We start from the raw sequence: 24,334 nt of genomic DNA on the forward strand, positions 1-24,334 counted from the left end.
ACTCCTTTCTATACTGCTGTGTATAGCTTGCTGTAGCTAATATTGACGATAGCACCTTGTATATCGCTATCAGCTGTATACTCAATGTCGTTTTCGCCTACTTGTAACTTGAAAAATGTACTCTCTAAGTCAATCCAATTGAATACATTTCTGCGCTCTCCACTTTCAGACACAAAAAAGACAGACTTTTGTCCGTCTGTTGTATCAATCAGCATGCGTTCGCCTTCTAGCAGTTCTTGGTTAACCTTAATAAACTCACCGGTTGTGTTGTTGATGATTTTAGGATTCAATGCAGGACCAAAAAACTCGATTTGTAATGGTGCTGGAGCATCTCCATCATTATTAATAATTCGTTGATCCCGCTGTATTCCCATGATGAATTTACCGGGATTATCGTAAAATGGAATAGGGAATCTAAATCTCGGCTCAAATGCCGGTTCTTCTGTAGTTGTTGGTGACTGCCAATAAGGCGACGGACATTCGAAAGTAATTGTACCGCGTTGCCATCGCTCGCCTCGATTATCGCCGTCAGGAAAGAATGGCACTCCGTCCGCAATCGCTCCAATTTCCCTTATAATGTCTCCGGAAATATACCGTAATGTGCCGACACCTAGTTTCGGATTAGTTATACGCGCTAACTCGGCTCGACGCTTCTTTACCTCGGCATAGTCCTTGCCACGCACAATAAACTCGACGTCGACGTGGCGCGCCGCTAATACTGCGTCGATAAACGTTACTCCGTCTTGAAATGGTGAGGTTTGCGATTGAATATCCGCGGATACGCCTCCTAAACCATCGACCGATACAAGACCGAATTTTATACCGTCAAATCGGACGATTCCGGCCGGACTTTCGAACTCGATTTGTTCGTCTAAACGGTTCGTCATCGCATCCTCACCTCCATTGCAAGTCGTTGTGATTCTCGTTTATTTAGGCGGGCAGTTTCCGCGGGCGACAAATGCTTCGGTGATATAATCGTTAAATTCTGAACTATTCCGCCCGGCTTTTCCGATTCGACGTTAATCGTACCTTTCAGCGCACTGCTTAAAGAGTTCGTACCGCGTGGCGTTGCGTAAGACATCGAAATCTGTTGCGTATTCGGTATCGCCGCGTCTGCGAGCTTTTCGGAAGCTTTTTGGACCAAGCCGGTCATATTTTCGATACCGATTGCGAAACCTTGTCCGGTATATTTACCAATTTTAATTAGTTCGCGTGCTGGCGAATGGACGCCGAGGAACGACATTATCGCATCTTTAACGTTTTTAGCGATGTTCTCTGCCGCCTTCCACACCGCGTTACCCATCGAACCAATTCCGTTGATAAGACCTTGGATGATGTCCTTACCGATTTGTACAAGGTCGACTTCTTCGAAAAATTTAACGATATTTTTCCAAATTTTTTGCGCCGTGTCTTTTATAGAATTCCATGCGCCTTCCCAATCTCCACGGATTAGCGCCATGACGGTATCGATTATTCCGAATATTAAGTCAATTCCATTACGAACAAATGTTTTTATTAAACCCCAGGCAATTTGTACTATTCCGGAAATAATTGGCCATACCATTTCGAAAATACCTTTTATAAGCCCCATGACCATCTTGATGTTTTCCCATATATTTTTAAAATTAAGTGTAACCAACGCTAAAATTTGCTCGCCGTTCTTCGCCCAAAAATCTTTTATTTTCGTGAGATTTTCGTTAATGAACGAAGCTACTTGGTTAATAATCGGAATGACTACGTTATTTTTAATCCATTCTAACGACTTTAAAAATACGTCCTTTATCTTCGCCCAAGCTGCGTCGACCATATCACGGAACCACTCGACCTTTTTATACGCCATAATAAGTCCGGTAGCAATAAGTAATAAACCAGCAACAATAAGTACATAAGGATTTGCGCCTAAGACGAAATTAAACGCAGTCCAAACTCCTTCTGCGATTTTAACGACTGTATTTAATCCGGCCACATATCCGATGAAAATACCGAATGCTGCCGCAATCGGCGTAATAATCGGAAGCCACGGCTCGATTGCATCTTTTAGCGCCATTAACTTTTCTACTGTCGGCGGAATAGCTTCTGCGATCTTTTTCAGAACTTCCTCGAACTTCTTACCAAAGTCAGCAATCAACGCACGCATATCCGGCAATCCGTTAGTTTTAAGCATTTCGTCGATTTTCTGAATAATGGAGATAGTTCCACGTGCAACCGCCGCCTTCATGTTATCGAACGTTCCAGTCCAAGATGCTCCTGCCTCTTTTGCTGCTCCGTTAATTGAGGCAAAGTTTTTTGTGCCGTTCTTCATGGCGTCGTTCATTACGTCTATAAATTCGTCTGCCTTTATTTGCCCTTTTTGCATTTGAGTCGCGACTTCTTCGACTGATTTACCTGTAGCATCTGCATAAATCTGCATGGCAGGAATCCCAGCTTCGGCAAGTCTGTTCATCGTATCCATTTGGATTTTCCCTTTTGCGGTTGCCTTGGCTAAAGCGTCAGTCACACTTCCGAGAGTAGCGTTTGTTCCGTCACCATAGAAAGCAACAGCGTCTCCCCATGATTTAAACGTAGCAGTCGCTTTGTCTACGTCCATATTAGATGTAACGAAACTCTGAACCGCTTTTGCTCCGACGTCAAGTCCGTATGCCGTTCCCTTTACTGTTTCGTTTACATCGGCAAGCACTTCTTTTGCTTTATTTGACGAGCCTGTCATAGTCGTCATAACACGCTCGAATTGCTCCATCGTATCGATACGGGCGAAGGCTTTATTTACGGAATCCTTAACCATTCCGAAGGCTTTGAATGCCAGCGTAGTTATGCCGACAGCCGCCGCAAGTTTACCGACGGTTAATTCGTTTGTCTTAGTGGCCTTACTGAATGTCGAAAGTTTATCTTGTGAATCCTTCATACCCCTAGCAAAATCAGATATGTCCGCGCCGACCTTTACGAGTATATCGTTAGCCATTCGCATCCTCCTTTCTAGCTGGCGTGATTCTCGCCAACCAATCGTTAAGCCTCTCCGTTTCTTCCTTCATTTCCGCTAGATTATTACGATTACTTATGCCTTCCTTCGGTCGCTTGAATAAATCGGTAGCCTTCGGTTTTTTCGCACGGTGCGCACCTTCACGCATGATTGCTTCGATTGCCATTCGTTCATATTCGTCATAGTGTCGCTCAACATTCGCCTGCATCATAATCATAAACTCGCGCGGTGTGTACGATAAGATGCGTTCAGCCGGCAATTCGAGGTAACGCCAACCGTCGAAAATAGCCTGTTCGACTTCGCTTAATTCAAGAGTTCCTCTAGCGCCTTCTTCATTTCCGGATTTTTCTTCGTCAGTTTGTCGACCGTCGGTTTGTAGAAAAAACTTTGCGTAACCACCTCGTTGCTAATCCGCATTACATCGTCTAAGGATAATTTTTCATTTTCGATAGCTTCCTCGATAGCCGTTTCAATAGTCGCGAAAGAAAAATTTTCGCCCGTATGCAATAAACCAGCGTGAACAATATGCGGAAAAGTTTCGAAGTCTCCAGCTATCGCCTTTCCGATAAGTTCGAATGAGCCGCCTTCGTGTACGTTGTTTAGGCGTTTCACTGCCGCGTAAGTAATTTTTAATTCGTATTCCTTACCGTTAATTTCGAATGTAGCCATTTATAAATACGCTCCCTTTTAGCGATATTTTCAAAAATAAAAAGCGAGCTTTCGCCCGCCGCAATTAAATTTCCGTAGCACCTGCCGGCACGTCAGTTAATGTTTCTTCCTTCAAGTTTCCGGACAATTTCGCAGAAAACGAGTACGTAGCCGACTCTTTATCCGGATAACTAAATTCGAGGTTATTAATCATATAATTTCCGACATCTGCTTTAAGAGTGTTAATGTCGATTTCAAGAATCTCTACGAACTTCTTTCCGCGTAAATCTGTTTTAATGCGATCTAGTGCCGGATCGTCAATGCCGACAAAGCCTTCGAAACTTATTTCTTCTGTTACGGCGCCATAGTCAACTCCATCGATGTCCTTCGTGTTAATTTCGGTTTCATCTGCACTGATAGTACGTCCGCCATCCGTTTGGTAAAGGACACGCAACGTTTGTTCTTCGTCTAGTTCGCCCATAAACCTAATAGCGAATACTTTATCGCCACCGCGTAAAATCTTCGTCATTATTTAGCCTCCTTATAATGTTCCGCCGATACTTCAATATCGAAATAGACGGTATGATAGTCCGATATATTACTGACATCGCCGGCGGGCATCGGAACCTCCGCCATTAATTCGCACATAAAAAAGCCGCTGGCTTGTGCCGGCGACTTGTCCGTATCTAAAAACGTTATTTCATCGAATAAAAATATCCGTTTAATTCGTTCTTGTAATCGCGCTCTATCCGTAGACGACTGGGCATGTAATCCGACTTGAAATCGGTAGATAGTCCGAACGGCTTCGCGTTGTTTCGCTAGGATGTCGTTATTATTCTGCATTTGTTCGACGGTAATAAACGGCTTTTCCGTAGGTTTTTTATATCCGTCGAACACCCAATCGACACGTATGCCAAGTTTATTTCTCAGGTGCGATATAATCGAATGTTGTAAGCCGTGCTGATGAAATTCGCTCATTTCTTCGTCACCTCGCGTCTAAGGGCTTCGCGGTAAGGTTCGCGGTTATTCCATACGGATTTACGGATGAAGCCTTTCTTCGTCGGATGCTCATACTCTTGGCGACGCGTATATTCAACGCCATTGTTGCCGAATTGCCATAAGCCATCTTCGAGCTTTTCCGGACTTGCCGCGAGCGCAGGCGCGAGTATGTTGTCTTTGACTGGCGCATTAGCCGCAGCGTCATTCGCCATCTTACGCGTATATGTCTCCGTCACTTTATCGGCAACGGCGACCGCTTCTACGCCTTTTTTCTCGAACATTCTAGCGACTTCTTCTACGCCGAATGCTTTAACGTTAATATTCATGAGACTAACCGCCCTAAAATTTCGTATCGATTGCGCTTTCCGATACCTTTCTTGTCCGCCGCTAGTATCGTATAATCCTTGCCGTCATGCGAAACGTGCGTCATTTTATCCGCAATATCCCATATAAAATCGATGGCTACCGATAGCCAAATATCGCCCTTTTCGTACTGGATTCCGTTTTCCATATACCGTTCAGCGCCCGCGCTTGATGACGAAGATAATTCGGTTACGACGGAGCTAACTGTTCGCTCAATCGGTCTACCGTCGACTATCTCGCCCGTATACTCGTCGACTGTACCATCGGCATAAGTCAACGTAACAAGGCGCTCGCGCTTTTTCGTTATTTCTTCGCGTGTGTTACGCATAAAATCGATGTCTGCGTCTGTTAGCACGTCATAACCACCTTTCGTCTAATACGTACGTGATAAAGCTAGTACAATTCGGATGCGGCGAGTAGATTTCGGAGTCCGTCGGCTTGAAGATTCCGGGACCTTCTCTGTATCGATCTTCATTCGCGAGAATAAAGCAACGGTGCTTATCGTGATTCCGGTGCATACCGGGTCTGTCGTTAATCTGTACCCACTGGACAACGTCGCTTCGTTCCGCATTATAAGCCGTAGCCGTACGATAAGCCGTCGAGCCTTCCGTCTGTACTAAGCGCCGAATCTTCCACGTTTCGTTATCGTGTACGCGCCGTACTTTCGGAATCATCGTTGAAACGCCTTCGCCTCGAATAATGCCCGAACGGAGTACCGCTGATATTTCTTCGCGAATATCCGCAGATATAGACCAAATACGGTCGGAAAGCACCAATCCGTCATCGCCGTAACGATTGACGACATAACGAAATACATCGCGGTTAATGCGGTCGAACGTTGAAGCCGTAACTGTCGCGCCTACTATCGAATTGAGTGCGCCGTTTACCTTCGTTGTCGTCCATGCCGCGCTATCCTTGATGATTTCGTCGAGTGCTACCGTGCCGTATTTGCGGATTTGCTTTTCGATGTCGTCTAAATCGCGCATAAGCCGATTAATCCGCGTACGTTTGATGTTTCCGTCCGAATCCGCATAGTCGGCGAGCAAATCCGCTAGTTCTCCACGAATACGTCCGATTTCACGGATTGCATACGCCTGTTGCTTTTCGTTTAGCTTACCGTATTGTTGCGCGAGCCGTTCGAATATCGCGTCTAGGCGCGCTTGGTTATTCATCCGGTAATCCACCGTCGACGACGATTACCTCCGGTTGGCGGCGTCGTATGCGGACGGTCAATGCGCGCCGCAGTATGAAAGCCTGCGCCCGTATTAACGGATTTTGCGCGGTCATAATCTGCGCGGAGGTCTTTCGCGAGCTTACGATACTGTTCGCTTATCATCGACTTGTCGACGGATTCTTCTCCGTCTTGATACTGGAAATAATGCGCAGTGGAAAGCGCAATTTGCCAAGCGCCTTCGGCTTGCGCGTAAAGTAATACGAGGTTTGTTTTATCGTTAGGAACGTCCGCCGACGGGTCTAGTTCGTGAACTTGTAGCGAATCGTCGACGAGTTCCTGCGCGTCTGTTATGTCGAAATTAGGTACGCCTTTAAATCGTCTGACTAGGCGCTCCGCAAGTTCGAGGTTCGTCGCCATCGGCGTAACCCTCCTTATTTATCGTCCTTAGTTTTCGGTTTAGACTCCGCCTTAGTTTCGGACTTTTTCGGCGCTGACTTGCCTTTTTCATCCGATTTAGGCGTAGTCTTTACGACTTCGACGTAGCCGAGTTTTTCGTAATGCTCCGCCTCGGCTTTCGTCATTTCCACTGTTGAGCCGATAGGCTGACCGTTAACGATCGCGCCTACCGTCTTAACTTTTACGTTAGCCATTATTCCGCAGCTACGTCAGCGTGGAAGATTAAGTCAGGATTTTCGATAACCGGTACACCCGCAGCAGCTACGCGAATAACGGATTGAATCGGTTCGAACTTGTCGTAAGCACGAAGGTCGATTCCCGGCTGATAGTTGTTTTCGACCGTAGGACCGAATAGAAACTGACCTGCGCCTACGGATGCGAATACTACGCGGTACTTCGGCAAGAACTCGATAACTTCGTCGTTGCCAGTGTAAACGTCTTTAACCGTGATTGAGCGTTGCGCTTGTACTTCAACGTTAGGCAAGCCGTAGCCCGCAAGCACATCGTTAACTTCGTTCATAGAAACGCGCGAGAATGTGCCGCTAGTTCCGCGAGCTTCCGTGATGATTTCGTCGTTTGTCTGCAATAACGCTAGTGCCTCGCGTGACATAATGATTGCGTCCGCAGCTTTACCGTTCTTTTCGACATAGGCATCGTGCCAAGCGATAAGGTCGGACAAAGGTTTCGCAGTTGAAGCCGTCCATGCTTCCGCACCTGCCTTGACAGCCGGCGCTCCGATTCCGTAGTTAACGTTGATTTTTACACCGTTCTTGTTGTACGAGAAAGTACCTTTCAATAACGCTTCTAGCTTCGATACGTCTACGCGCTTATTTAATGCGTTTACCAAGTCCGCAGCTTTAACCGTTAATTGCTCGATCATTGCGCTCTTTTCAGCGTTTGAACGCGCTTGATTTAACGCAAGCAATTCTTCCTCTGTCGCGATGTATTTAAGACCTAGCTTCGCAACTTCGCCCATTTTGTGCGCAACTGCGTCACGGTCAATTACCGGAGGCTCTGCGCCATATCCGATGTAAGCCGCAATATGATTCGACTTCTTAACGATGTCGTACGCGAAAGTAGTGCTGAACGTTTGACCGTTCGGTAAAAATCTATCCGCCAATGAAGGCGCCTTGTCATTCTCGATTTCCGTTACAAGACCGCGTAATGCCGGCTCTTGAAACTCCTGTAAATAAGAAATACCTGCCATTTTATAAATTCCTCCTAAGATTTCGTTTTGGTTTCGTTAATTCTTTGCAATCAAAAAGACGCCTCCGATTAGAAAGCGTCTGAATTAGATGTGTGAAACGTAACGGATTTGTGGATTAGCATCCTTAAAGAACTGCGGTACTGTATCGGCAAGTTTAGCTTCGTAAACGCTCCCGCGTACGATCACTTCGCCTGCAACTAGGTCGTTTTCTCCGTCGTTTTCGAAGTCAACATTAAGGATTCCCGCGTTATCAAAGCCCGTCATATCCGTCTTGCCTGCTACTGGCTCGTACTTACCTGTCGAAGTATTACGCGCGATTAATTTACCTACATCGTGGAAACCTGTCGCGAATTTAGTCGCGTCTAATGTCGCGCCTCCTTCGATAAACTGCAAGTGTTCGCTTGCTAAGATATTCTTTCCGCCTTTAAAGCCGGAATCTGAAAATTTCGGTGTGTAAAGTGGCATTATTAAAATTCCTCCTATTTTTTATTCCGCGGACTTATCCGCGTATTTTGTGCTTAATTTTTGCGTACATTGATTTGCCGAGTTCCGTACCGTCAACTGGCTCCGGCTTGCCTCGTTCGCCATTCATAGGCGACGGGTCCACGTATTTCGGCTTCGGTGCAATGACCGCCTTTAACCCTTCGATAGCTTGCGTCAGTTCTTCGTCTGTTTCGCCTGCGATAGTATTTCGTAAGACTCCGATTTGCTCGTCTGTGTAGCCGGCTTTTGCGAGCATTGCGTCCTTTTTCGCTTTAAGCACGTCTGCTTTTTGCGATTCGAGTTCTTCGCGGTATTTCTCCGCCAACTCCTTATATTGTTGCGCTTCTTCCAAACGCTTGCGCTCCGCTTCATCGCGCTCTTTTTGTATCGCCTCGTCCCGTTTCTTTTGTTCGCGCGCTAAACGGTCGGCGATGATTTTATCGAGTTCCGCCTGTGTAAACGTCTTTTCTTCGGGTTTATTAGACGGCGATTCCGTCTTTTCCGGTTCCTCAACCGTAGGGTTTTCGTTTACGTTTTGATTTTCGATACTCATTCGTTATTCCTCCTTAATTATCCGGATAGTTTAACGACATTACGTTCGGTCGATTTCGTTATACTTCGTCTGTTTCGCCAACGTTACCCGCGTTGTACGGGTCGAGGTTTGCGCGCTGTCTACTACGCTCGCCTTCGATTTCCTGCTTCTTCGCTTGCACGTTCTCGACGCCTAGACGTTCTAACGCGCCTTTTTGCGATTCTAATCCGTTCGCCATTTCTTCGCCGAGTAGTTCGACGAGTTCCTTGCGATTATCCGGCAACGGCAATACGAAACGCATTTCATTGTCGTAATTATCGCCGATGTTGCGGACGACTTGCTTGTCATATGCGAAAACCTGCGCGTCTAAGCGCGCCTGTAAATAGCGAATTGTTTTTTCATGTAATTCGGATAAAGCGTACTGCCACGATAGCCAATGTTCTTCGGTGTCCGTAATTATGTCGTGGAATAGTACTTGGAGCGCTTCGCCGTTCAATCCGCCGAAATTAAGTTCTTGCGGTACAATTTGCGGAAGTCCGCTGATTTCGTGCATGGCGCCTTTGACGCGCATGTACTGATCCTTAAACGCCTCTTTCCAACGAAATCCGCCTTCTACCTTCTTCATATCCGGAGATTTTCCGTCTGAATGTCCGCGCAGTTCCGCGACGGCTCCCGGAGCTATTTGTACTTTAGAAGCAGCGCCCTCGGTAGCGTCAGTAATAACAGTCATCGAGAACATTTCGAATTTTAACGAGTCGATTGCGTCCTCGTTCATCTGATTCAGCACGTCGTTTTGCTCGCGTAAGTCGCTTATTTCGGATTCGCCGATAGATTCCGCAAGCAGTTCATTGACCGGAAACATGACGACGGGCAGGAAGTCTAGCCCCATCGAGGCGCGCTCGGTTATCGTCGCGATTCGGTTTAAATCGGATTCGCGGTAAATTGCGTCCTCGAAATAACATTCTCCGCCTTCTAACCGGTACGTCTGCTTTTGTATTGCGTCGATTTCTTCGCCGCTTACCGTCCATTTGCGTTGTTTAACGAAATGCGCTCCGATTAAGTCCGCAAAGTCATCGTCACTAAAGACCGGTATAAATTCGTAGTCAGGTCGGAATATCCATCGAATCTTGCCCGTCGCTTGATTGAATACGATTTTGCAGACGACTCGATCCGCAATTAAACGGTCGCGCGCCGCTTGTATCAGTCGCGCCCGCATTTTGTTTTCGTCCCATAAGCGATATAAAAGACGCTCGAATTGTTCCGCGCGAATGTTCTCGGCTTGTTGCGCCGTGCTTGGTTCATAGCCTTCGGCAAGCGTCGCCATAATATCGTCTACTTGACGGCGCGGAACGGAAATACCGTGCTTACCGCCCATTTGCCAGCGCGCTTTACGGTCGACAATCGCTTTAAAATAGTTAGTCGCATAGCGCGTCGGGTCGTAATCGAGTCCGGCTGGCCGTTCAAGTTCCGAAGCCTTGACGAGTTGGCCCGTCCGCGGGTCGACGTGCTGTTTTCCTTCGTAATACGAGTAATTCGATAATTGCGTTTGCATACGCTCAAATGTCTGCTTGCCTAGCGCCTGCTGAAACGGACTAAATAATAAATCGTCCATATCCTGCGGCGTAAGTATGTTGTAATCCGCCAATTATTCGCTCACCTCCTTAAATTATCTACGGTTTTGTACGCGGACGGTTCGGACAACGACGTCACTTTCACTAACCGCGCTAACAGCCATTTCTAGCCCGTCAATGACGTCATCATGTGCGCCCGTACCGTACTGTTCGAATTGTTCGAGTAAAAGCGCGTGATTCCGATTAAATTGCAGTTCCTTACTTTCTATCGCAGGCAACATTGCCTCAATCCGTAGTTCTTTCCGCGATCTTTGGTAAATCTTCTTAACGCGCGTTCCCGCCGGATAACCTACGCGAGTAAGCGCCTTTTTAAGTTCGTCGACGAAAAATTCCTGTGCTGCTTGCGATTCTGCCGCGATAACCGTCGGCTGATATTCGAGTACCTTTTCGACTATTACTTTCATAAACTCGTCAGGCTTTATCCGGTCGCCCCACGCTTCAATAACGTATTTAACTCCTGTTGAACGTTCTTTTGCTACGACAACTATCGCCGAATAGTCGCCCCTCTGCTTTCCGAGCGCAAAGTCAACGCCCATTGAAACGTCATAATTTCCGTTAAGGTAATCGATTGGTCGGTCATAGTACGTAAATAACTCCGGATTAAAGACCATCGATTCTTCGTCGATAGGGTTGTTCATATACTCCGTATTAAAGGCGAGGCTTCCGTTATCCCATTTCCACGTCATGAGCTTCCATAACGGCTGAACTTCCGGCCATAAGACGTGGCTACCTTCATTCATAGATTCGTAATTAGTTTCGTAGAATCGGCGCGCATCTTCCGCACGATTCGGATTATCCCGGTCAATATAAATAAGCCGACATTTCTCCCAAAGGTCTTGTCGGCGAGGCTGTTCGATAATAGCCCGATAAATTAGCGACTTAAAATCCGAACGCTTATGCAGGAGATTCATTAAAAGCGATTCGCGGTGTACCGTTGTTCCCACGACTACGAAAGCCGTCCGTCTACCTTTCGGATCGCCGAGTGGCATTACCGTTTGAGCGAACCACGAAAGCAATTTCGAACGTTGCTCCGATGTGCTTGCGTTACCGCCCGGCCGCGCGTCCTCCAAGTCGTCACATATGATTAAGTCCGGCCGCGTACCGTTCCAGTTACGTCCGCGGAGTGCTTGTCCGGTAGACGCCGCCTGTACGAGCGCAAGCTGTTTCTTTCCTCCGCCTTCTTCCGGATGCCATGCGATAAATTCTTCGCCGTTGTCCTTAATGTTCGACTGGTCTTTCGGCGAAAGCAATGGACCGAAATCCTCGCGTAATTTGCGATTAAATTTAAGCTGATTCCGTATCCACTCCATATTCGCAGTCGCTACCGAAGGCGTTTCCGAAATAATGATGATATATCGACGCTTCCGATAGCATACTTCTTTAATAGGCGCATCTTTCGTAAACCAAGTCGACTTTGCATGCGAACGCGGCGCGGCTATCGCGACTTTTGCATTAGTATTAACTTCCGAAACATCGTCGATTATTTCCGTCATTTCTAAATGAAAGTCCGGCGCGTCCGCTTTCGATTCGATGTCGAAGCCATCCCAATTTCCGTCATTGCCCGGATTGCGCGCGTCAGAAAAATATTCGAGGGCGAACTCGTACGCATCGTTTTCGCATCGATGAATCCGTTCGAGACGTTCTAGTTCGCGCGCCTTATCGAAATAGTCCGCAAGTATATCGCCGGGCATAACGTCGATGTCCGGGTATTGTTCGTCTAGCATCGCCAAGTATTCGCGGTAAGTATCGATTACTTCGGCGCGTTCATTGCGTCCAATCCATCGATTATCAATCCACGCCAAAGCATCGCCTCCTTAAAATCGATTTAAAGCGCCCTAGCGTTCGATTCTAGGCGTTTTAGATTGCGTTGAATGGTTTTGTATTAGTGCGTCGTTAAAACGCTTGTGCGGCGTTTATATTGCGTTTAAAATCGCTATAGTTCGTCTGGACTCCGAAAAGTCAAAGTGAAATTTTAATTTCCGCGAGTAAGATACGCTTGGGAATTGTCTGACAATTCTGACTACCCCGCCCCTATTTTAATACGGCGGTTTATTCCGTTTATTACTTGAATAACGTTGTATAAATAATACATCGTAGCTTTTTATAATATATCTTATGTTAACTAGCTTACGTCCCAACCGTTGATACTACGCCATTCTCCGATTATGACTTCTTTTACAGTATGCAACGTTTTATACATCGTTGATATACCGCACTTTGTGGCGCGTACTCTCCGATTATTTCCCGTATTTCTTGCATAAACGGAATGCATCCGAATATGTCCGCTATTCCGAAAGTGTTCGGAGGGCCACGCGGAAAGTCGCCTCGCCTGATGAAACGGACACCCTTCGTAAGCCTTCGTCAACCACTCCGAAAAATACCTACTACTATATGCGTAGATTATTCGCCTTCCTTACGTTTGCCTTTCATACGTTCTATTTCCGCCTTCATTGCGTCTATATCTGCGCTACCATTTCCGCTCTTATTATCGACCTCTACTTTTTCCGTTAACATTCCGAGCGATTGCAGGTACGTACGGAATAATGCCGCATTACCTTCCTGTATAACGTGCTGTGGTATTGACGCGTACATATCCGGCAAATGTTCGATAGCATTCCGCAATACCTGCTTCTTCATTTCGTCGTTAAAGGCGTCTTGATTGCGCCATTCGTATAACGTCTGCCTGCTTACGCCTACCTTTTCCGCTACTTGATCGTATGTCATTCCGCCACGCTTCGGCATGGCTAATATTGCGATAGCTGCGTATTGTAATTCCGATAATCTTTTCGCCATAATTGCGTCCTCCTTTCCGTAGGAATGTCCTTCGATATGTAAATATCAACGTATACATTCCCCGATAATGTCCTCGTATTATAAGACCTTAAAACATACCGCCAGTTTCGCCCTAACGGGCTTACTGTCGGAGTCAATCAATACCTTTTTCGAAAAGTATTTAATAAAAGACACGTCCGCCGAAAGGACACGTTTTTAAGTCCTTGAGGCGGTATGTTTAGTTCTTTGCGTTCTCTCTAGATATAGATATAATTAACGCTTTCCTCGTCATTTTTCGTAGTCACAAACGCAACATATAGCGTATAAATAGCGAATTACCAACGTTAATACACCACATATTGTGTTATCGTCCTTTCCGTTACCAGTCCGAGCAAAGTCACACTTTTGGCGATTTAGTCCGAATAGAGTCACACTTTTTAATCGAGGCCAAATATCGCCTTTACCGACGGATCATATTCGACGGCTTTCCGTTCAAAAATATCCGGATTCAGCATGTAGAACGTGCCTTCCGTAGCCGTCGTAATCTTCGCGAATACTGAATTTCCTTCGAATGTCATACGTCCTATCGCGCGACTAATAATCACAGGATTGACGCCAACAGCTTCCGCTAATTCTCTACGATTAAACTTTCGTATATTCTTCGGAATAGGCTCGTCAGGATTGGCGCAAAGCATATTCGTTTCGACGTGAATATACGGTAACATGCGATATAACAAACCGATGTCATGTGCGCTAACTTCCTTATACATTTCGCGTAATTTACGTATGTACGTTTTAACAACGCGGTCGCCAGCGGTTTTTCCTCGAAAATGAAAATGTTGCGCAATATAAAAACGCCCATCAACCTCGGTAATAATACCGTAGTTAATACAGGCGTCTAGGAAATCGTAGAACGTCGACTTACTTGCGCGGAGTGCTTTCCGCATATCATCCGTTGACATCGGTTCCTTGTTGTTCTCGCTTTTAACAAGTAAACCTTCGTAATCAACGTGACTAGATAGAACGAGCAAATAACCGCACTGCGCGGTCGTGAGCGAGCTTATGACGTAAGGAAGTCCTTCAAGTCGATTCCATACGAAGGAGCGCTTGCGTCCGCTTGCACCTTGCGCTAATATTCGGCGTCTAGTCTCGCGCTGTTCTACGGATTCAACGTGATAAGGCTTACCGGTTTCGTCGACTGCGTGACCATTACCTTTATACGTAAGTGTGCGACGAGGCGCTCCGCTAATAAGTTCGGATATTTTATTATTCATAGGCACCACCTTCGGGATGACTTCCGTAGAATCTTTCATATTCTTCGCAGAACTTCTCATAGTCGTCCGGATTAAACTTTTCTCTTGCCAATTCTACCTTACGTAAGACATCCTCCCATGAATCTTCGGAATCCTTAAAAACGTAATTCCATACGATTTCCCGATCACATTCCCACGGAGGTACATATAGTAATTCGGTTAATAAATATAGAAGGTTGTCCAATTCGGAAAAACCCTCGCCTATATCCACTCCTAAGATATTATCGATTCCGCGAAATTTACCATAAATACTCCGTAGATTATCCGCTAAAATCCTTGCCGTTTCCAATTTCTCCATTAAGTAATCGCTCCCTTTCGATTTTTCCCTAATAAATAAAATACGGAACAGGCGGTAGGGATTCCGCTTTTCGGTAGCGAACCTAGTTCCGTTTTAACAAGGGCGAAAGGAATCGAACCTTCCCTCGCGGTTTTGGAGACCACAACGCCTGCCTTGGAACATGCGCCCTTAAATAAAAATAAGCGCCCATTAGGACGCCTTATCCTTCGTCATCTTCTTCGTAATCTTCCATCCAGCAATTACATCCGCAACATTTGCAGTAATAATTCCCGCATATAACGCAAATTACCGTATCATCGATGTAATCATCGTATTCCTCGTCATATTCTTCGTTTTTGCCCTCGTAAGCATCTCCGGTAATCATTCGTAGCACCTCCGAATATCATCCGTAATGGATTGCGTAGATTCGCAGTACGATTTCGACTGAGATATAACGCCAGTTGACGATGAAACTCCGTAACCACTTCCGACTTTTAACGTAGGCTCTCCGACTGTAAGTGGCGAAACGATAACGCTCGATCCCGAACGTTTCTGCGCTGCCTCCAACTCCCGCAGTGCCTTCGTAGCTTCCCGCGCCTCTCTTGTCAGCGCCTTTAGTCCGGTAAGTGCTTCGGATACGTCTACGTTTACCTTCACGTGTAACGAGCCTACTTCGCGCGACTTATTATCCGCCATGTTCGTCATACTTTCGTCCCCTTTTCGTAATAATGCCTCTCGGCGTTTATATAGCCAACTAAACGGATACTTTAGGAAGTATATTTCATTAAATATCGTCTTAATTTCGTTAATCCATCGCGTAGAAAATAGCGGACTGCCCTGTCGCTTACGTCCATTGCTTCGGCAGTCGCTTCCTGCGTCATATTTTCGAAGAATACTAGATTAATCGCCTGACGCTGCCTATCCGTCAAGCCTGCGTGTTCTAACGCCTTACGCATATCGGCGCTTAATTCTACGTCGTCCAATTCGTAGTTTCTATCGTCGCCTAGCTTGCTATTGCGGACTTGCGGCGCGCCATAATCGTCGGTAAAGTGCGTTAGCTTGCGTCCTAAGTGGCGTCTATCGCCGTACTTAATATCCGCTTTCGGCTCGTACTTTTCTTCGCGTTCCTCCGATTGGCTTTCGCTCATTATCGGATAATCGACAATCGTCATTTTATCCGGATGCGACCACTTCAATTCTTCGTATAGTACGAGGTCGGCATACTTATCGAGCACGGCACTATCGCGCAAACTAATCGGAGGATTGTGGAGGCTGGCGTGATGTTCCGCCTGCGCTTCCGCGTATGCAGTCGTAGCCTTATCGATAGCCGGATTGCGGGCTACTAACGGAAGCATGCCCGACTCGACCTTGCGTTTGATTTCCGTATAATCTTCGTTTAATTTTGCGTTATAATCTTTCGTCATTTATTCGCCTGCTTTCTCGATATTATTTCCGCTAACTTGGCGTCAGCCTTACGCGCTTCTTCGATATTGTCCGTAATCAACGTCCGCGACCACCACTGATAGAAACGCTCACCTTCGTATTCCCAAACGGTTAACGCCGTACCAATCGGACGCCAGCGCGCTCCTAATGCAAGCCATTGATTAGTCAGCGTCTTATATTCGTTTGCTTCCGCCTGCCAACGTCTTTCCCGTGCGTCCGAAGCTCGTTTCGTAGCTTCGATATTTTCGAGGTGTCGTTCGAGTTTCATCAGCCTAACAGCGCGGAAAGATGCTTTTTCATCAGCGACTAATATTTCGTGGAATCGGCGAGCATCTTCTTCGGACATCGTTTCGACGCCTTCGAGATATTTTGCTTGTAGTTCGGTAATTTCGCTCAATGTTTCGCCCCTTTTCGTTTATGCGCCTATTAACGTAACCTTCATCGCATCCTCTCCGAACTCTTTTACGACGTATTCGCGCGCCTTCCTGTCCGTCTTTAATTCTTCCTCCGACGGCAACCAATCGAAATGACTTCCGCATAAATAGTTCAGTTGCGATAGTAGCGTTAAGTCTTTGAACCATACGTGTATATTGCCGTTTTTGAACATGCGGAATCGGAGCGTATCATTTTCGAACTCTTGCTCGCTGATAGTCTTAAATTCTTCGCTGACGGACGGTTCGATTAGTTGCAACGCCTTGATTAAGTCGAGAATAAAGTCGCGGGCGTCGCGATTGATTCGTCCGAAATCTTTATCGAAATCCCACGCCGGATCGAAGTTACTCCATTTTATCGGAATAACGATTTTCTTATTGATTTTGTACGCGTCATTCGTTTTCCATCCGTTGTAATAGTGGATATTCGTCGAGTATTGATTCTGATGATACTGCGTTATTTTCTTGAATATCGATACGACGCTTTCGACGAGCATATCGCGCTTATTAAAACTAATCGCCATTAATAACATGCGGATATTCGGTAGGTTTATTTCCATTTGTTCCGCGGCTCCCAACCGCTTATTCAATTCCTGTATAGCCTCGTTCGTAAGCATCTTTTTAAATTCGTCCGTATCGAGGATTAGTTGCCAGTAGCCGCGTCTTAATCGGTCTATTTCCTCGCTCAAATCCGCCACTGTAAAGTTATTCGATACAACGTAAGAGAACGGTGAACCTACTTCGCCATCGCGCTTATTCACCGTCCCAATGTACGAAAAGAACGATTCTTTGTCGCGTATGGCTTCGAATGTTTTTCGAGCAAGTTCGCACGCTGTTTCATATTCGAGGACTAGGCGCTCGATGTCGTTCAATTTCGCCTGTACTTCGGATTGCTTAACGTAGGTTGAAAGTGCGGTCGATAGCTCGTCCGTATTTGCCTGCGTTGTATTGAACGGTATTTTATCGTAAATCGACTTGCCCGCGCCGCGCTTCTGTATTTTTGCGGTTATGAGCGCCACTTCTACGTCTGTCTTTCGTTCAGCATCGATAAATCCGTCTTTTACATAACGGATTTCCGCGCCGTGTTCGTCCAGTTTGCGGAGTAATTCCTGACGCTTCGCGCTAAAGGCGTTATTGATCGTTTCTTTATTGAGTATCGCGTATATTTCGCAGTAGCCTAGCTGATTTTCCGCGAGTTCTAGCGCCTTTAATACGTGGTCGACTCCGTTCGAAAATGGCGGATTCATGATAATATAGTCGTATTCTTTATACGTCTGATACGTAAGGAAATCGTCCCATACGACGGTAATGCCTTCGCTCATTAATAAGCCTGCGAGCCTTTCGTCTTTTTCGATTGCGTCAATGCGAGACTTATTATGGCGCGGTAATTCGCGTATATACTTAATTAAATCGCCTTTGCCCGCGGAAGGTTCGAGAATACGTCCGGCTAAATATCGCTTACCGTTCATCAACTTATAAAACAGTTCTTTCGGCGTCGGGTAAAAGTCTTTATTATCCGTAAACAATTAATCGCCCCTTTTCGTTTACTGCGTATATTTCGCTTGCATTTCGTCTATAATACGTATATAATCGCTATAACTACTGAACTGTATCGGAGGTATTACGTATGTCAACGCCTACAATCGCACCATCTTTCGAATGGATTTCGAACGTCGACGACCAACCGTTCTTGACCGTCGATAATCAGCGTCGGATTTACTTTAACGCGGGCACCCGCACTCTGCTCGGCGTCACTCCGCATCAATCGTGGCTTATCGGCTACGATCCGGCTAATAAGCGCCTCATACTCGCCAAGCCCGAAATCGTTCGCGCAGCCAATATTGCGCCGTTTAACGTGGACAAGCGCTTTTATATGAGTGCGCGCAAGTTCGTCGATAAGCTCGGGCTAGATGCGAATGATTTGCCGATTAATTTCCGTTTTATCGAGCATATTACCGCGGCGAAGGGCGCTTATCCGGCAGGCTCGTATGTGTTCGAAGCGGAACTCGACGGAGCTGGGACGGACTTATAGGTACGGTAATAAACGCTTATTTCAGATACGGCAGTAGTCGTTTCCCTATTGCGCTTATTACGTTTACCGTGACGGCATTTCCGGATTGCTTATAACGTTGGCTATCGCTTATGCCTGCCGCCTTTACCGTTTCGTGCGCTTCGTCGCTAAATCCCTGGAGACGGAAACATTCGAGTGGCGATAGTTTACGGATGCGGTAGCGCGGTGCCTGTCCGATTGCTACGCCGTGCCTATCTTGCGACGTTAACGTAAAGGATTCTTCGTCGTTTTCTTTGAATCTACGCCCATTCTGACGCTTTTCCATGCGGTCAGGCGTAAGAACAGGGCGGATTTCTTCATATTCTACGAATTCACCGCAATCGCATTCTACTCCGTTAAATATATTGAAATCTAGCAGTTTTTCACATTGCGGACATTCTTGCGTATACGATTGTTGCTCTGCAATTTTCGGCTCACGATGTCCTCCGCCCATAGTCGTAAGAGTTGGCGAAACGCCCTCCGCGCTATAAACGCGCTTGATTGCGTCATGCCCTTTCAGATCGATGTGGCCGAGCATAAGAGGCTCAATAACCGCGGTGCGTTCTCGCCTTTTGAACATAGACGGAAGAAACCCGTTATCGTACCGCGTCGTTAAACAGTAGGAAACTTCGTCAGGAGTTGTCCCGAAGCCTTGTTGCGATTTAACTTCGTCCTTTTCGTAAGCAATGCCGTCCAACTGCGCCACCAGTTTCGCGGTCTTTTCCTCGTCGAGGTAATACTTTTCGTCGACTTCTGTTTCGAGAATATCGCGGAGTCTCGTCGCAACTTCCGTCTGTTCCGGCCAATCGAAATTGAACGTCTTGACGCCTTCATATGCGCTAATCCTTCGCTTTCCTTTCGGTACAATCGTATTTCCTTCGATAATCCACGGCTCTTGCGTCACCAAATCGTCACGTATCGCAATAATAAAGATGCGCTCGCGGTTCTGCGGCACTCCGAAATACTTCGAATTAAGTACCTCGAAATCGACCGTATAGCCGATGTCATTCAACGTTTGAACAATCGCGTCGAGTGTGCGACCTTTATCGTGTCCGACGAGTCCTTTTACGTTTTCAATCCAAATCGCCTTCGGTCGTTTTTCTTTCGCGATTCTAGCAACGTCGAAAAATAGTGTTCCTCTCGTATCCTCAAACCCTAATCGTTTACCGGCTACGCTGAAAGCCTGACAAGGTATTCCCGCCACAATTAAGTCATGATCCGGTATGTCTGTTTCGTTTATCTTCGTTATATCTCCGTGTAAATGTGCGTCTCCATATAGCGCTGTATAAGACTGCTTTGCGAATTTATCAATTTCGGAAGCAAATACGCACTCACCGCCTAATTTATCGAGTGCCTGGCGAAAACCGCCTATACCGGCAAATAATTCGATATACGTAAATTTACTCATTAACAACACGCTCCTTAAACGGTTTTTTGACGTACTGATTGCTTCCGGTACTAAATAAACGAGCATGATCGCTATTAGAGTAGAGTTCGAGATTACTAATATCGTTATTTCTTCGATTTCTATCTACGTGGTGTATATCGTGGTCAGGAGGTATTTTTCCGTAATGCTTTTCCCAAACATATCGATGCATTAATTGACGTTCTCCGGTGGTCGCAGCTAAATATCCGTGATTTCTAAGAGTAAATTTTATTCCGTCTAATATTTGATACGGTTGGTAGTTTTTCGCTCTTAACTCGTAACCACGTCGTTTAAATCCGATATAAACAGACTGGCGAGTCATTCCGTATTTCTTTCCAACCTCCGCTAACGAGTAGCCTTCGCAATAAACGTCATACATCTCGCTGTAAAGGTCGTTTTTAGCCAATTTACCGACTCCCTTCCGTAATCTTCGTCATCATTTCGTCGACATCCGCATGCAATTCCGCCAAGCTACCTTCATTTACAATCTCGTAATCTACTTCGAACTTATCAACGTAGCTTTCCGTATCATGCTCCAAGTCCGCAAGCTCGAACGCATCGCCGGCGATTTCGGCACGCTTGACCCGCGCTTCGAGTGGCGCATTTACGCGTACGATAATAAAGCCATTCTTACGGCACCATTCGTATTCATTCGGCTGTCTTAAATCCGAAACGACTACGCCGACCGTATCGCGCTTATTTAACGACTGTTCGACGCTAAATTCCGCATGCCTTATCCATACGTCCGGATCGTACTCGCGCACGGCTTGTCCGAAAACTTGATACATGCGACGCTGTTTGCCGTCTAATTCGCGCGGAGTGTGCGCGTATATCTTATCCGCGTAGTATTTTAGCGCGCTGCCGAACGCGATAGGCGGTTCAAAGCCGTGGTCGAACCATAGGCTCTCGGCTACGGAATCCTTACCGGAACGAAGGCGTCCAGTTAGGGCGATTTTGATTACGTCAGCCATTAACGTTCACCTCCGAATTGAGTACGTATATCTTACCGGTTTCTTCGTCTATGCCGGAAACCATCTTCGCCGTTACGCCGTCAGCCGTATCCATGCCGACCAATATTCGAAGTGTCTTGCCGTTTAATTCTTCGGACGAGTACGTATGAATTTTCGGAAACACTCGGTCGCTAATCCGTTCTTCCTTCGTTTTTATTTCGCGCTTCGTCTTTTCGACTTCCTGCGCCCATGTTTCGATGTCGCATTGCGCGGCGTTGATTCTTTGCGATAATACTCCGTTTAGCCTGCGCTGTGCTTCTTCACGGCGTTCTAGTTCAGCGACACGCTTTACGAGGTTGGCGATAATGTCGTCGTAGTTCTTCGGAGATTGCTCGGATTCGACCGGTTCGAGTACAGCGTATTCAGATTCATCGATGTAACCGTTAGGATTATGACATTTAGACGTCGAACTAGCGACACTTTTATTAAAAATACCGGATTCGTTGACTTCCTCTGCGTATACGGTATCACCTTTTTTATACTTACTGTTAGTCGCTGTCGCGTTCGTAATAATAACGTAGTCGCCTACTTCTGCTTTTCGGTCGACTAGACGATAGCGTCCTCCGTTTCCATTTTCGTCTATGTGTACGATGTCGGTCGGTTCTAATACGTAATATCCGTACGGTAGCCTACCATAGTTGCCGTAGTAAATATGGCCGTTAAATTCTACCCTGTCTACCGTCTTAACTCCGTTTGCATACGCGTGGTCATGTTCGAATACCAATACCTTCTCGCCGACCTCCGCCTTACGCTCTACCTCGACATATTCACGCTTAACTCTGCCCAATGATTCGTCAGCTAGTACGTGTATCTTTTGCGTCATACTATCGTCCTCCTTCGTTTAATAATTCGCCCAAACTTACCGGAAACTTTGGCTCGGCTAATTGACGGACAGCTTTCGCGTATACTTGTATTTCGACTTGGCTATCGTTGGCTAGGCGTTGTTTTAAGAAATGCGCGACTGATTGAAGCGAAGCCGTCCAGTAATAACGCACATACATTCCGTAGGCTGGCAGGAAAAGGCGGGCTTGTTCAGCGCATACTCCACGCCTTAAAGCGTCGGCATACCGCATTTCCCCTTCTTCGATATAATTCATCAACGTAGCCGTTAAGTACTTTCCGTCTTTACCGTCGACAGGTTCGCCACTGCCTTGCTTACTATTTTCCGGCGCACTACGCCAAACGTCCGGAATATAAAACGCAGGTTCTTCGGTAATATATCGTCGCGAGCTTTCGTTCCACGCGTCCATCGTATGATCGGAGCCGACTACGTATTTCCAATGTTGGCGCGCGACCATTAACGGCGCATATACTTCGAATTGTAACGTTGCGTGACGGAATGGCGACGTATGTTTTTCCCGCGCTAAGAAACGGATAAGGCGCTCGTCCTTTTCGGTCAATTCCGTCGATTTCTTATCGTAAGAGACGCGTGCGCTGTTCGCGACCGATAAGTCGTCGCCCATTACATCGTGTAGGATTACGTAGCCTTTATCTAAAACATCGATTATCTTCGTCAATTATTCGCCCGCCTTTCGATTAATACTTGCTTCCGTACTGAATCCGTCCGGATAACGCTTCTTTAACTTTTCGATATTTGCTTCCGCAATTTCTTCGAGTGTTAAGCCTGCAAGTCTAGCGATTTGACTTAAGTACCACATAACGTCGCCGAGTTCCTTCTTAATTTCGTCTTTGTCGACGTTATGTCCGTGGAACATCGATTTCTTTATTAAATCCGCAACCTCGCCCGCCTCACCAGCGATACCTAGTCCGTAGTTTATTAATTCGTGCTTATGCGGATTTGCACTCCGCGTCGATATTCGTTGGTATTCGTTAAGTGTGAGCGCGTAATCAATCTCCTCGTGCCTGTTTTCCGGTGTAATCTTCGATAATAGTTCGTCTAATTCTTCGCCCATTCTCCGCCCTCCTTATCACGCATAAACGAAAAGTCATTATCGCGTAGCATCATCGCTAAAACTTTTCCGACCCTGTTCGCCTGTTCTTCTTCATGATCCTCGTAACCTGCTTCGAAAAGGAGCGCGTGCGCCAGTTCGTGCGCGAATACGTCACGTAATTTCGTATCATTTAGGGCGCCCTCTAACTCGATTACGGTGGAGCCGTATAAAATTCGACCCCACATCGATTCATTCGCTGAAAGTCCGCCTATCTTCTCGACCGAATAGTCGATAGCGCCTACTCGGATTGTTTTCGGAAGATTCATCGGCGCACCTCCGACCATTTGACAGTATCTTTCGTTTCTTTTACCGCGCCATTTTCATCGAAATAAAGTCCGTGTCTATTTGCGATATTTTCTACTTCGGAATAGTCCGGCTCGCGCGCGTCGGCAATGATCGCGAGCAGGCGTTTGAAGTCGCGTTTGATGCGTGAGTTTTTGATTGGCGTCATATTATCATCCTCCCAATTTCTTCGATATTTCCGCGCTGTTCTAGTGCGATAAACTCCTTCGGTATATCGTGATTCCGTAGTATCTTTTCGACTAAAGTTACGACTGGATGGCGTTGCGTTTCCGTTAGATTAATATGATCGAAGTATTCATGCGCGTCATGTTCGTAGAATCCGTTTAATAACTGATAGAGTCCGTTGGTTGCTGGCGAACGTAGCTTCGGACTATCAATCTGCGAAAAGTTGCCGGTAAATACGAACTTGGCGTTAATGCCCGGACGCGTGGCGAGCGCTGAAATCGTATTAACGTCGAGGTTCTGCGATTCATCCGATAATAAAAACGTATGATTCAGCGAACGACCACGCACCGTCTGTATAGGGTCGAAGAATACCTTACGCTTGTCCTCGTCTCCTTCGAGGATATACCGGCGAATAAACGCCGACATATCGCTCATAACGTCGAGGTTGTCCATGAAAGGCGCGACGAATGGATACGTTTTTTCGTTAATGTCGCCGGGTAGGGCGCCCAAGTTCTCGCCTACCTGCGTCTGCATCCTCGTATAAATTAGCTTGCGGAAATGCTGTTCTTCGATAACGCGTTCTAAGCCGACCGCCTGCGCGATTAAGGTTTTTCCACAGCCGGCGGGTCCGGTAATGAACGTAAATGGCTTATCGTTGATTAGCGCCTGCATGAGCGCCTTTTGTGCGTTATTGTTCGATGTTATTCCGAAGAATGCCATTT

General features: G+C 46.4%; 34 protein-coding genes and 1 tRNA gene. 1 reads left to right on the plus strand and 34 read right to left on the minus strand.

The window, feature by feature from the left end:
- Positions 1-8: 8 nt before the first annotated feature.
- The 25 genes from KHA97_RS09675 to KHA97_RS09795 form a co-directional block, all read right to left on the minus strand.
- On the minus strand, positions 9-887 hold the full coding sequence (locus tag KHA97_RS09675; RefSeq protein ID WP_213124552.1) for a phage tail family protein: 879 nt from the start codon (positions 885-887) through the stop codon (positions 9-11).
- The gene (locus KHA97_RS09680; protein ID WP_213124553.1) at positions 884-2,959 is read right to left on the minus strand and encodes a tape measure protein; all 2,076 of its coding nucleotides are present in this window, start codon (positions 2,957-2,959) and stop codon (positions 884-886) included. Before KHA97_RS09680 ends, KHA97_RS09675 begins: the two co-directional genes overlap by 4 nt.
- A complete protein-coding gene (locus KHA97_RS09685) occupies positions 2,952-3,236 on the minus strand; it encodes a hypothetical protein (protein ID WP_213124554.1) in 285 nt (94 codons plus the stop codon). Before KHA97_RS09685 ends, KHA97_RS09680 begins: the two co-directional genes overlap by 8 nt.
- 44 nt (positions 3,237-3,280) lie before the next feature.
- The gene (locus tag KHA97_RS09690) at positions 3,281-3,646 is read right to left on the minus strand and encodes a tail assembly chaperone (protein WP_213124555.1); all 366 of its coding nucleotides are present in this window, start codon (positions 3,644-3,646) and stop codon (positions 3,281-3,283) included.
- A gap of 64 nt (positions 3,647-3,710) precedes the next feature.
- A complete protein-coding gene (locus KHA97_RS09695; RefSeq protein ID WP_213124556.1) occupies positions 3,711-4,154 on the minus strand; it encodes a phage major tail protein, TP901-1 family in 444 nt (147 codons plus the stop codon).
- Entirely contained in the window at positions 4,154-4,603 is a 450-nt protein-coding gene (locus KHA97_RS09700) for a hypothetical protein (protein WP_213124557.1), read from the minus strand. Before KHA97_RS09700 ends, KHA97_RS09695 begins: the two co-directional genes overlap by 1 nt.
- Positions 4,600-4,950, minus strand: a complete 351-nt coding sequence (locus KHA97_RS09705; protein ID WP_213124558.1) for a hypothetical protein — start codon at positions 4,948-4,950, stop codon at positions 4,600-4,602. Before KHA97_RS09705 ends, KHA97_RS09700 begins: the two co-directional genes overlap by 4 nt.
- Positions 4,947-5,342 (minus strand): hypothetical protein, encoded by a 396-nt coding sequence (locus KHA97_RS09710; protein ID WP_213124560.1) that lies wholly within the window; start codon positions 5,340-5,342, stop codon positions 4,947-4,949. The genes KHA97_RS09705 and KHA97_RS09710 overlap by 4 nt, the downstream gene beginning before the upstream one ends.
- A gap of 1 nt (position 5,343) precedes the next feature.
- Positions 5,344-6,159 (minus strand): hypothetical protein, encoded by an 816-nt coding sequence (locus KHA97_RS09715; protein ID WP_213124561.1) that lies wholly within the window; start codon positions 6,157-6,159, stop codon positions 5,344-5,346.
- Positions 6,156-6,578: a hypothetical protein gene (locus KHA97_RS09720; RefSeq protein WP_213124562.1), complete on the minus strand. Its 423-nt coding sequence runs from the start codon at positions 6,576-6,578 to the stop codon at positions 6,156-6,158. The genes KHA97_RS09715 and KHA97_RS09720 overlap by 4 nt, the downstream gene beginning before the upstream one ends.
- 14 nt (positions 6,579-6,592) lie before the next feature.
- Positions 6,593-6,811 carry a hypothetical protein gene (locus KHA97_RS09725; protein WP_213124563.1) on the minus strand — a complete coding sequence of 73 codons (219 nt, stop codon included), beginning with the start codon at positions 6,809-6,811 and terminating at the stop codon, positions 6,593-6,595.
- A complete protein-coding gene (locus tag KHA97_RS09730; RefSeq protein ID WP_213124564.1) occupies positions 6,811-7,824 on the minus strand; it encodes a major capsid protein in 1,014 nt (337 codons plus the stop codon). The genes KHA97_RS09725 and KHA97_RS09730 overlap by 1 nt, the downstream gene beginning before the upstream one ends.
- A gap of 84 nt (positions 7,825-7,908) precedes the next feature.
- Positions 7,909-8,289, minus strand: a complete 381-nt coding sequence (locus KHA97_RS09735) for a hypothetical protein (RefSeq protein WP_213124565.1) — start codon at positions 8,287-8,289, stop codon at positions 7,909-7,911.
- A 34-nt stretch (positions 8,290-8,323) separates the two neighbouring features.
- Positions 8,324-8,860, minus strand: a complete 537-nt coding sequence (locus tag KHA97_RS09740; protein WP_213124566.1) for a DUF4355 domain-containing protein — start codon at positions 8,858-8,860, stop codon at positions 8,324-8,326.
- Positions 8,861-8,918: 58 nt separating this feature from the next.
- Positions 8,919-10,484: a phage portal protein gene (locus KHA97_RS09745; protein WP_233713430.1), complete on the minus strand. Its 1,566-nt coding sequence runs from the start codon at positions 10,482-10,484 to the stop codon at positions 8,919-8,921.
- Positions 10,485-10,505: 21 nt separating this feature from the next.
- On the minus strand, positions 10,506-12,272 hold the full coding sequence (gene terL / locus KHA97_RS09750) for a phage terminase large subunit (protein WP_233713431.1): 1,767 nt from the start codon (positions 12,270-12,272) through the stop codon (positions 10,506-10,508).
- A gap of 598 nt (positions 12,273-12,870) precedes the next feature.
- Positions 12,871-13,263, minus strand: coding sequence for a phBC6A51 family helix-turn-helix protein (locus KHA97_RS09755; RefSeq protein WP_213124567.1), 393 nt, complete (start codon positions 13,261-13,263; stop codon positions 12,871-12,873).
- A gap of 416 nt (positions 13,264-13,679) precedes the next feature.
- Positions 13,680-14,516 carry a hypothetical protein gene (locus KHA97_RS09760; RefSeq protein ID WP_213124568.1) on the minus strand — a complete coding sequence of 279 codons (837 nt, stop codon included), beginning with the start codon at positions 14,514-14,516 and terminating at the stop codon, positions 13,680-13,682.
- Complete coding sequence (locus tag KHA97_RS09765) at positions 14,509-14,853, minus strand: hypothetical protein (protein ID WP_213124570.1); 345 nt, start codon at positions 14,851-14,853, stop codon at positions 14,509-14,511. Before KHA97_RS09765 ends, KHA97_RS09760 begins: the two co-directional genes overlap by 8 nt.
- Positions 14,854-14,950: 97 nt before the next feature.
- Positions 14,951-15,023 (minus strand) — tRNA-Trp (locus KHA97_RS09770).
- 29 nt (positions 15,024-15,052) lie between these two features.
- Complete coding sequence (locus KHA97_RS09775; RefSeq protein ID WP_213124571.1) at positions 15,053-15,217, minus strand: hypothetical protein; 165 nt, start codon at positions 15,215-15,217, stop codon at positions 15,053-15,055.
- The gene (locus KHA97_RS09780) at positions 15,214-15,537 is read right to left on the minus strand and encodes a hypothetical protein (protein ID WP_213124572.1); all 324 of its coding nucleotides are present in this window, start codon (positions 15,535-15,537) and stop codon (positions 15,214-15,216) included. The genes KHA97_RS09775 and KHA97_RS09780 overlap by 4 nt, the downstream gene beginning before the upstream one ends.
- 62 nt (positions 15,538-15,599) lie before the next feature.
- The gene (locus KHA97_RS23945; RefSeq protein WP_233713432.1) at positions 15,600-16,256 is read right to left on the minus strand and encodes an RNA polymerase sigma factor; all 657 of its coding nucleotides are present in this window, start codon (positions 16,254-16,256) and stop codon (positions 15,600-15,602) included.
- Positions 16,253-16,672: a hypothetical protein gene (locus KHA97_RS09790; RefSeq protein ID WP_213124573.1), complete on the minus strand. Its 420-nt coding sequence runs from the start codon at positions 16,670-16,672 to the stop codon at positions 16,253-16,255. The genes KHA97_RS23945 and KHA97_RS09790 overlap by 4 nt, the downstream gene beginning before the upstream one ends.
- Positions 16,673-16,690: 18 nt before the next feature.
- On the minus strand, positions 16,691-18,232 hold the full coding sequence (locus KHA97_RS09795) for a DUF4942 domain-containing protein (protein WP_213124575.1): 1,542 nt from the start codon (positions 18,230-18,232) through the stop codon (positions 16,691-16,693).
- Between the two features lie 101 nt (positions 18,233-18,333).
- Here KHA97_RS09795 and KHA97_RS09800 point away from each other — a divergent pair, with 101 nt between their 5' ends.
- Positions 18,334-18,738 carry a hypothetical protein gene (locus tag KHA97_RS09800; RefSeq protein WP_213124576.1) on the plus strand — a complete coding sequence of 135 codons (405 nt, stop codon included), beginning with the start codon at positions 18,334-18,336 and terminating at the stop codon, positions 18,736-18,738.
- A gap of 16 nt (positions 18,739-18,754) precedes the next feature.
- Here the strand turns inward: KHA97_RS09800 and dcm are convergent, their stop codons facing one another.
- From dcm to KHA97_RS09845, 9 genes are read right to left on the minus strand one after another with little or no spacing between them, the layout of a single operon-like run.
- A complete protein-coding gene (dcm, locus tag KHA97_RS09805; protein ID WP_233713433.1) occupies positions 18,755-20,170 on the minus strand; it encodes a DNA (cytosine-5-)-methyltransferase in 1,416 nt (471 codons plus the stop codon).
- Positions 20,157-20,588, minus strand: a complete 432-nt coding sequence (locus tag KHA97_RS09810; RefSeq protein ID WP_213124578.1) for an HNH endonuclease signature motif containing protein — start codon at positions 20,586-20,588, stop codon at positions 20,157-20,159. Before KHA97_RS09810 ends, dcm begins: the two co-directional genes overlap by 14 nt.
- Before the next feature lies 1 nt (position 20,589).
- Positions 20,590-21,153, minus strand: coding sequence for a deoxynucleotide monophosphate kinase family protein (locus KHA97_RS09815; protein WP_213124579.1), 564 nt, complete (start codon positions 21,151-21,153; stop codon positions 20,590-20,592).
- The gene (locus KHA97_RS09820) at positions 21,146-22,015 is read right to left on the minus strand and encodes a hypothetical protein (RefSeq protein WP_213125823.1); all 870 of its coding nucleotides are present in this window, start codon (positions 22,013-22,015) and stop codon (positions 21,146-21,148) included. Before KHA97_RS09820 ends, KHA97_RS09815 begins: the two co-directional genes overlap by 8 nt.
- A gap of 1 nt (position 22,016) precedes the next feature.
- Positions 22,017-22,709, minus strand: coding sequence for an FAD-dependent thymidylate synthase (thyX, locus tag KHA97_RS09825; RefSeq protein WP_233713434.1), 693 nt, complete (start codon positions 22,707-22,709; stop codon positions 22,017-22,019).
- Positions 22,710-23,105, minus strand: coding sequence for a nucleoside triphosphate pyrophosphohydrolase family protein (locus KHA97_RS09830; RefSeq protein ID WP_213124580.1), 396 nt, complete (start codon positions 23,103-23,105; stop codon positions 22,710-22,712).
- The gene (locus tag KHA97_RS09835; RefSeq protein WP_213124581.1) at positions 23,090-23,410 is read right to left on the minus strand and encodes a hypothetical protein; all 321 of its coding nucleotides are present in this window, start codon (positions 23,408-23,410) and stop codon (positions 23,090-23,092) included. Before KHA97_RS09835 ends, KHA97_RS09830 begins: the two co-directional genes overlap by 16 nt.
- On the minus strand, positions 23,407-23,595 hold the full coding sequence (locus KHA97_RS09840; RefSeq protein ID WP_213124582.1) for a hypothetical protein: 189 nt from the start codon (positions 23,593-23,595) through the stop codon (positions 23,407-23,409). Before KHA97_RS09840 ends, KHA97_RS09835 begins: the two co-directional genes overlap by 4 nt.
- Positions 23,592-24,332: a PhoH family protein gene (locus tag KHA97_RS09845; protein WP_213124583.1), complete on the minus strand. Its 741-nt coding sequence runs from the start codon at positions 24,330-24,332 to the stop codon at positions 23,592-23,594. Before KHA97_RS09845 ends, KHA97_RS09840 begins: the two co-directional genes overlap by 4 nt.
- Positions 24,333-24,334 lie beyond the last annotated feature (2 nt).

It is taken from the genome of Lederbergia citri, from assembly GCF_018343625.1.
GTDB lineage: Bacteria > Bacillota > Bacilli > Bacillales > Bacillaceae_C > Lederbergia > Lederbergia citri.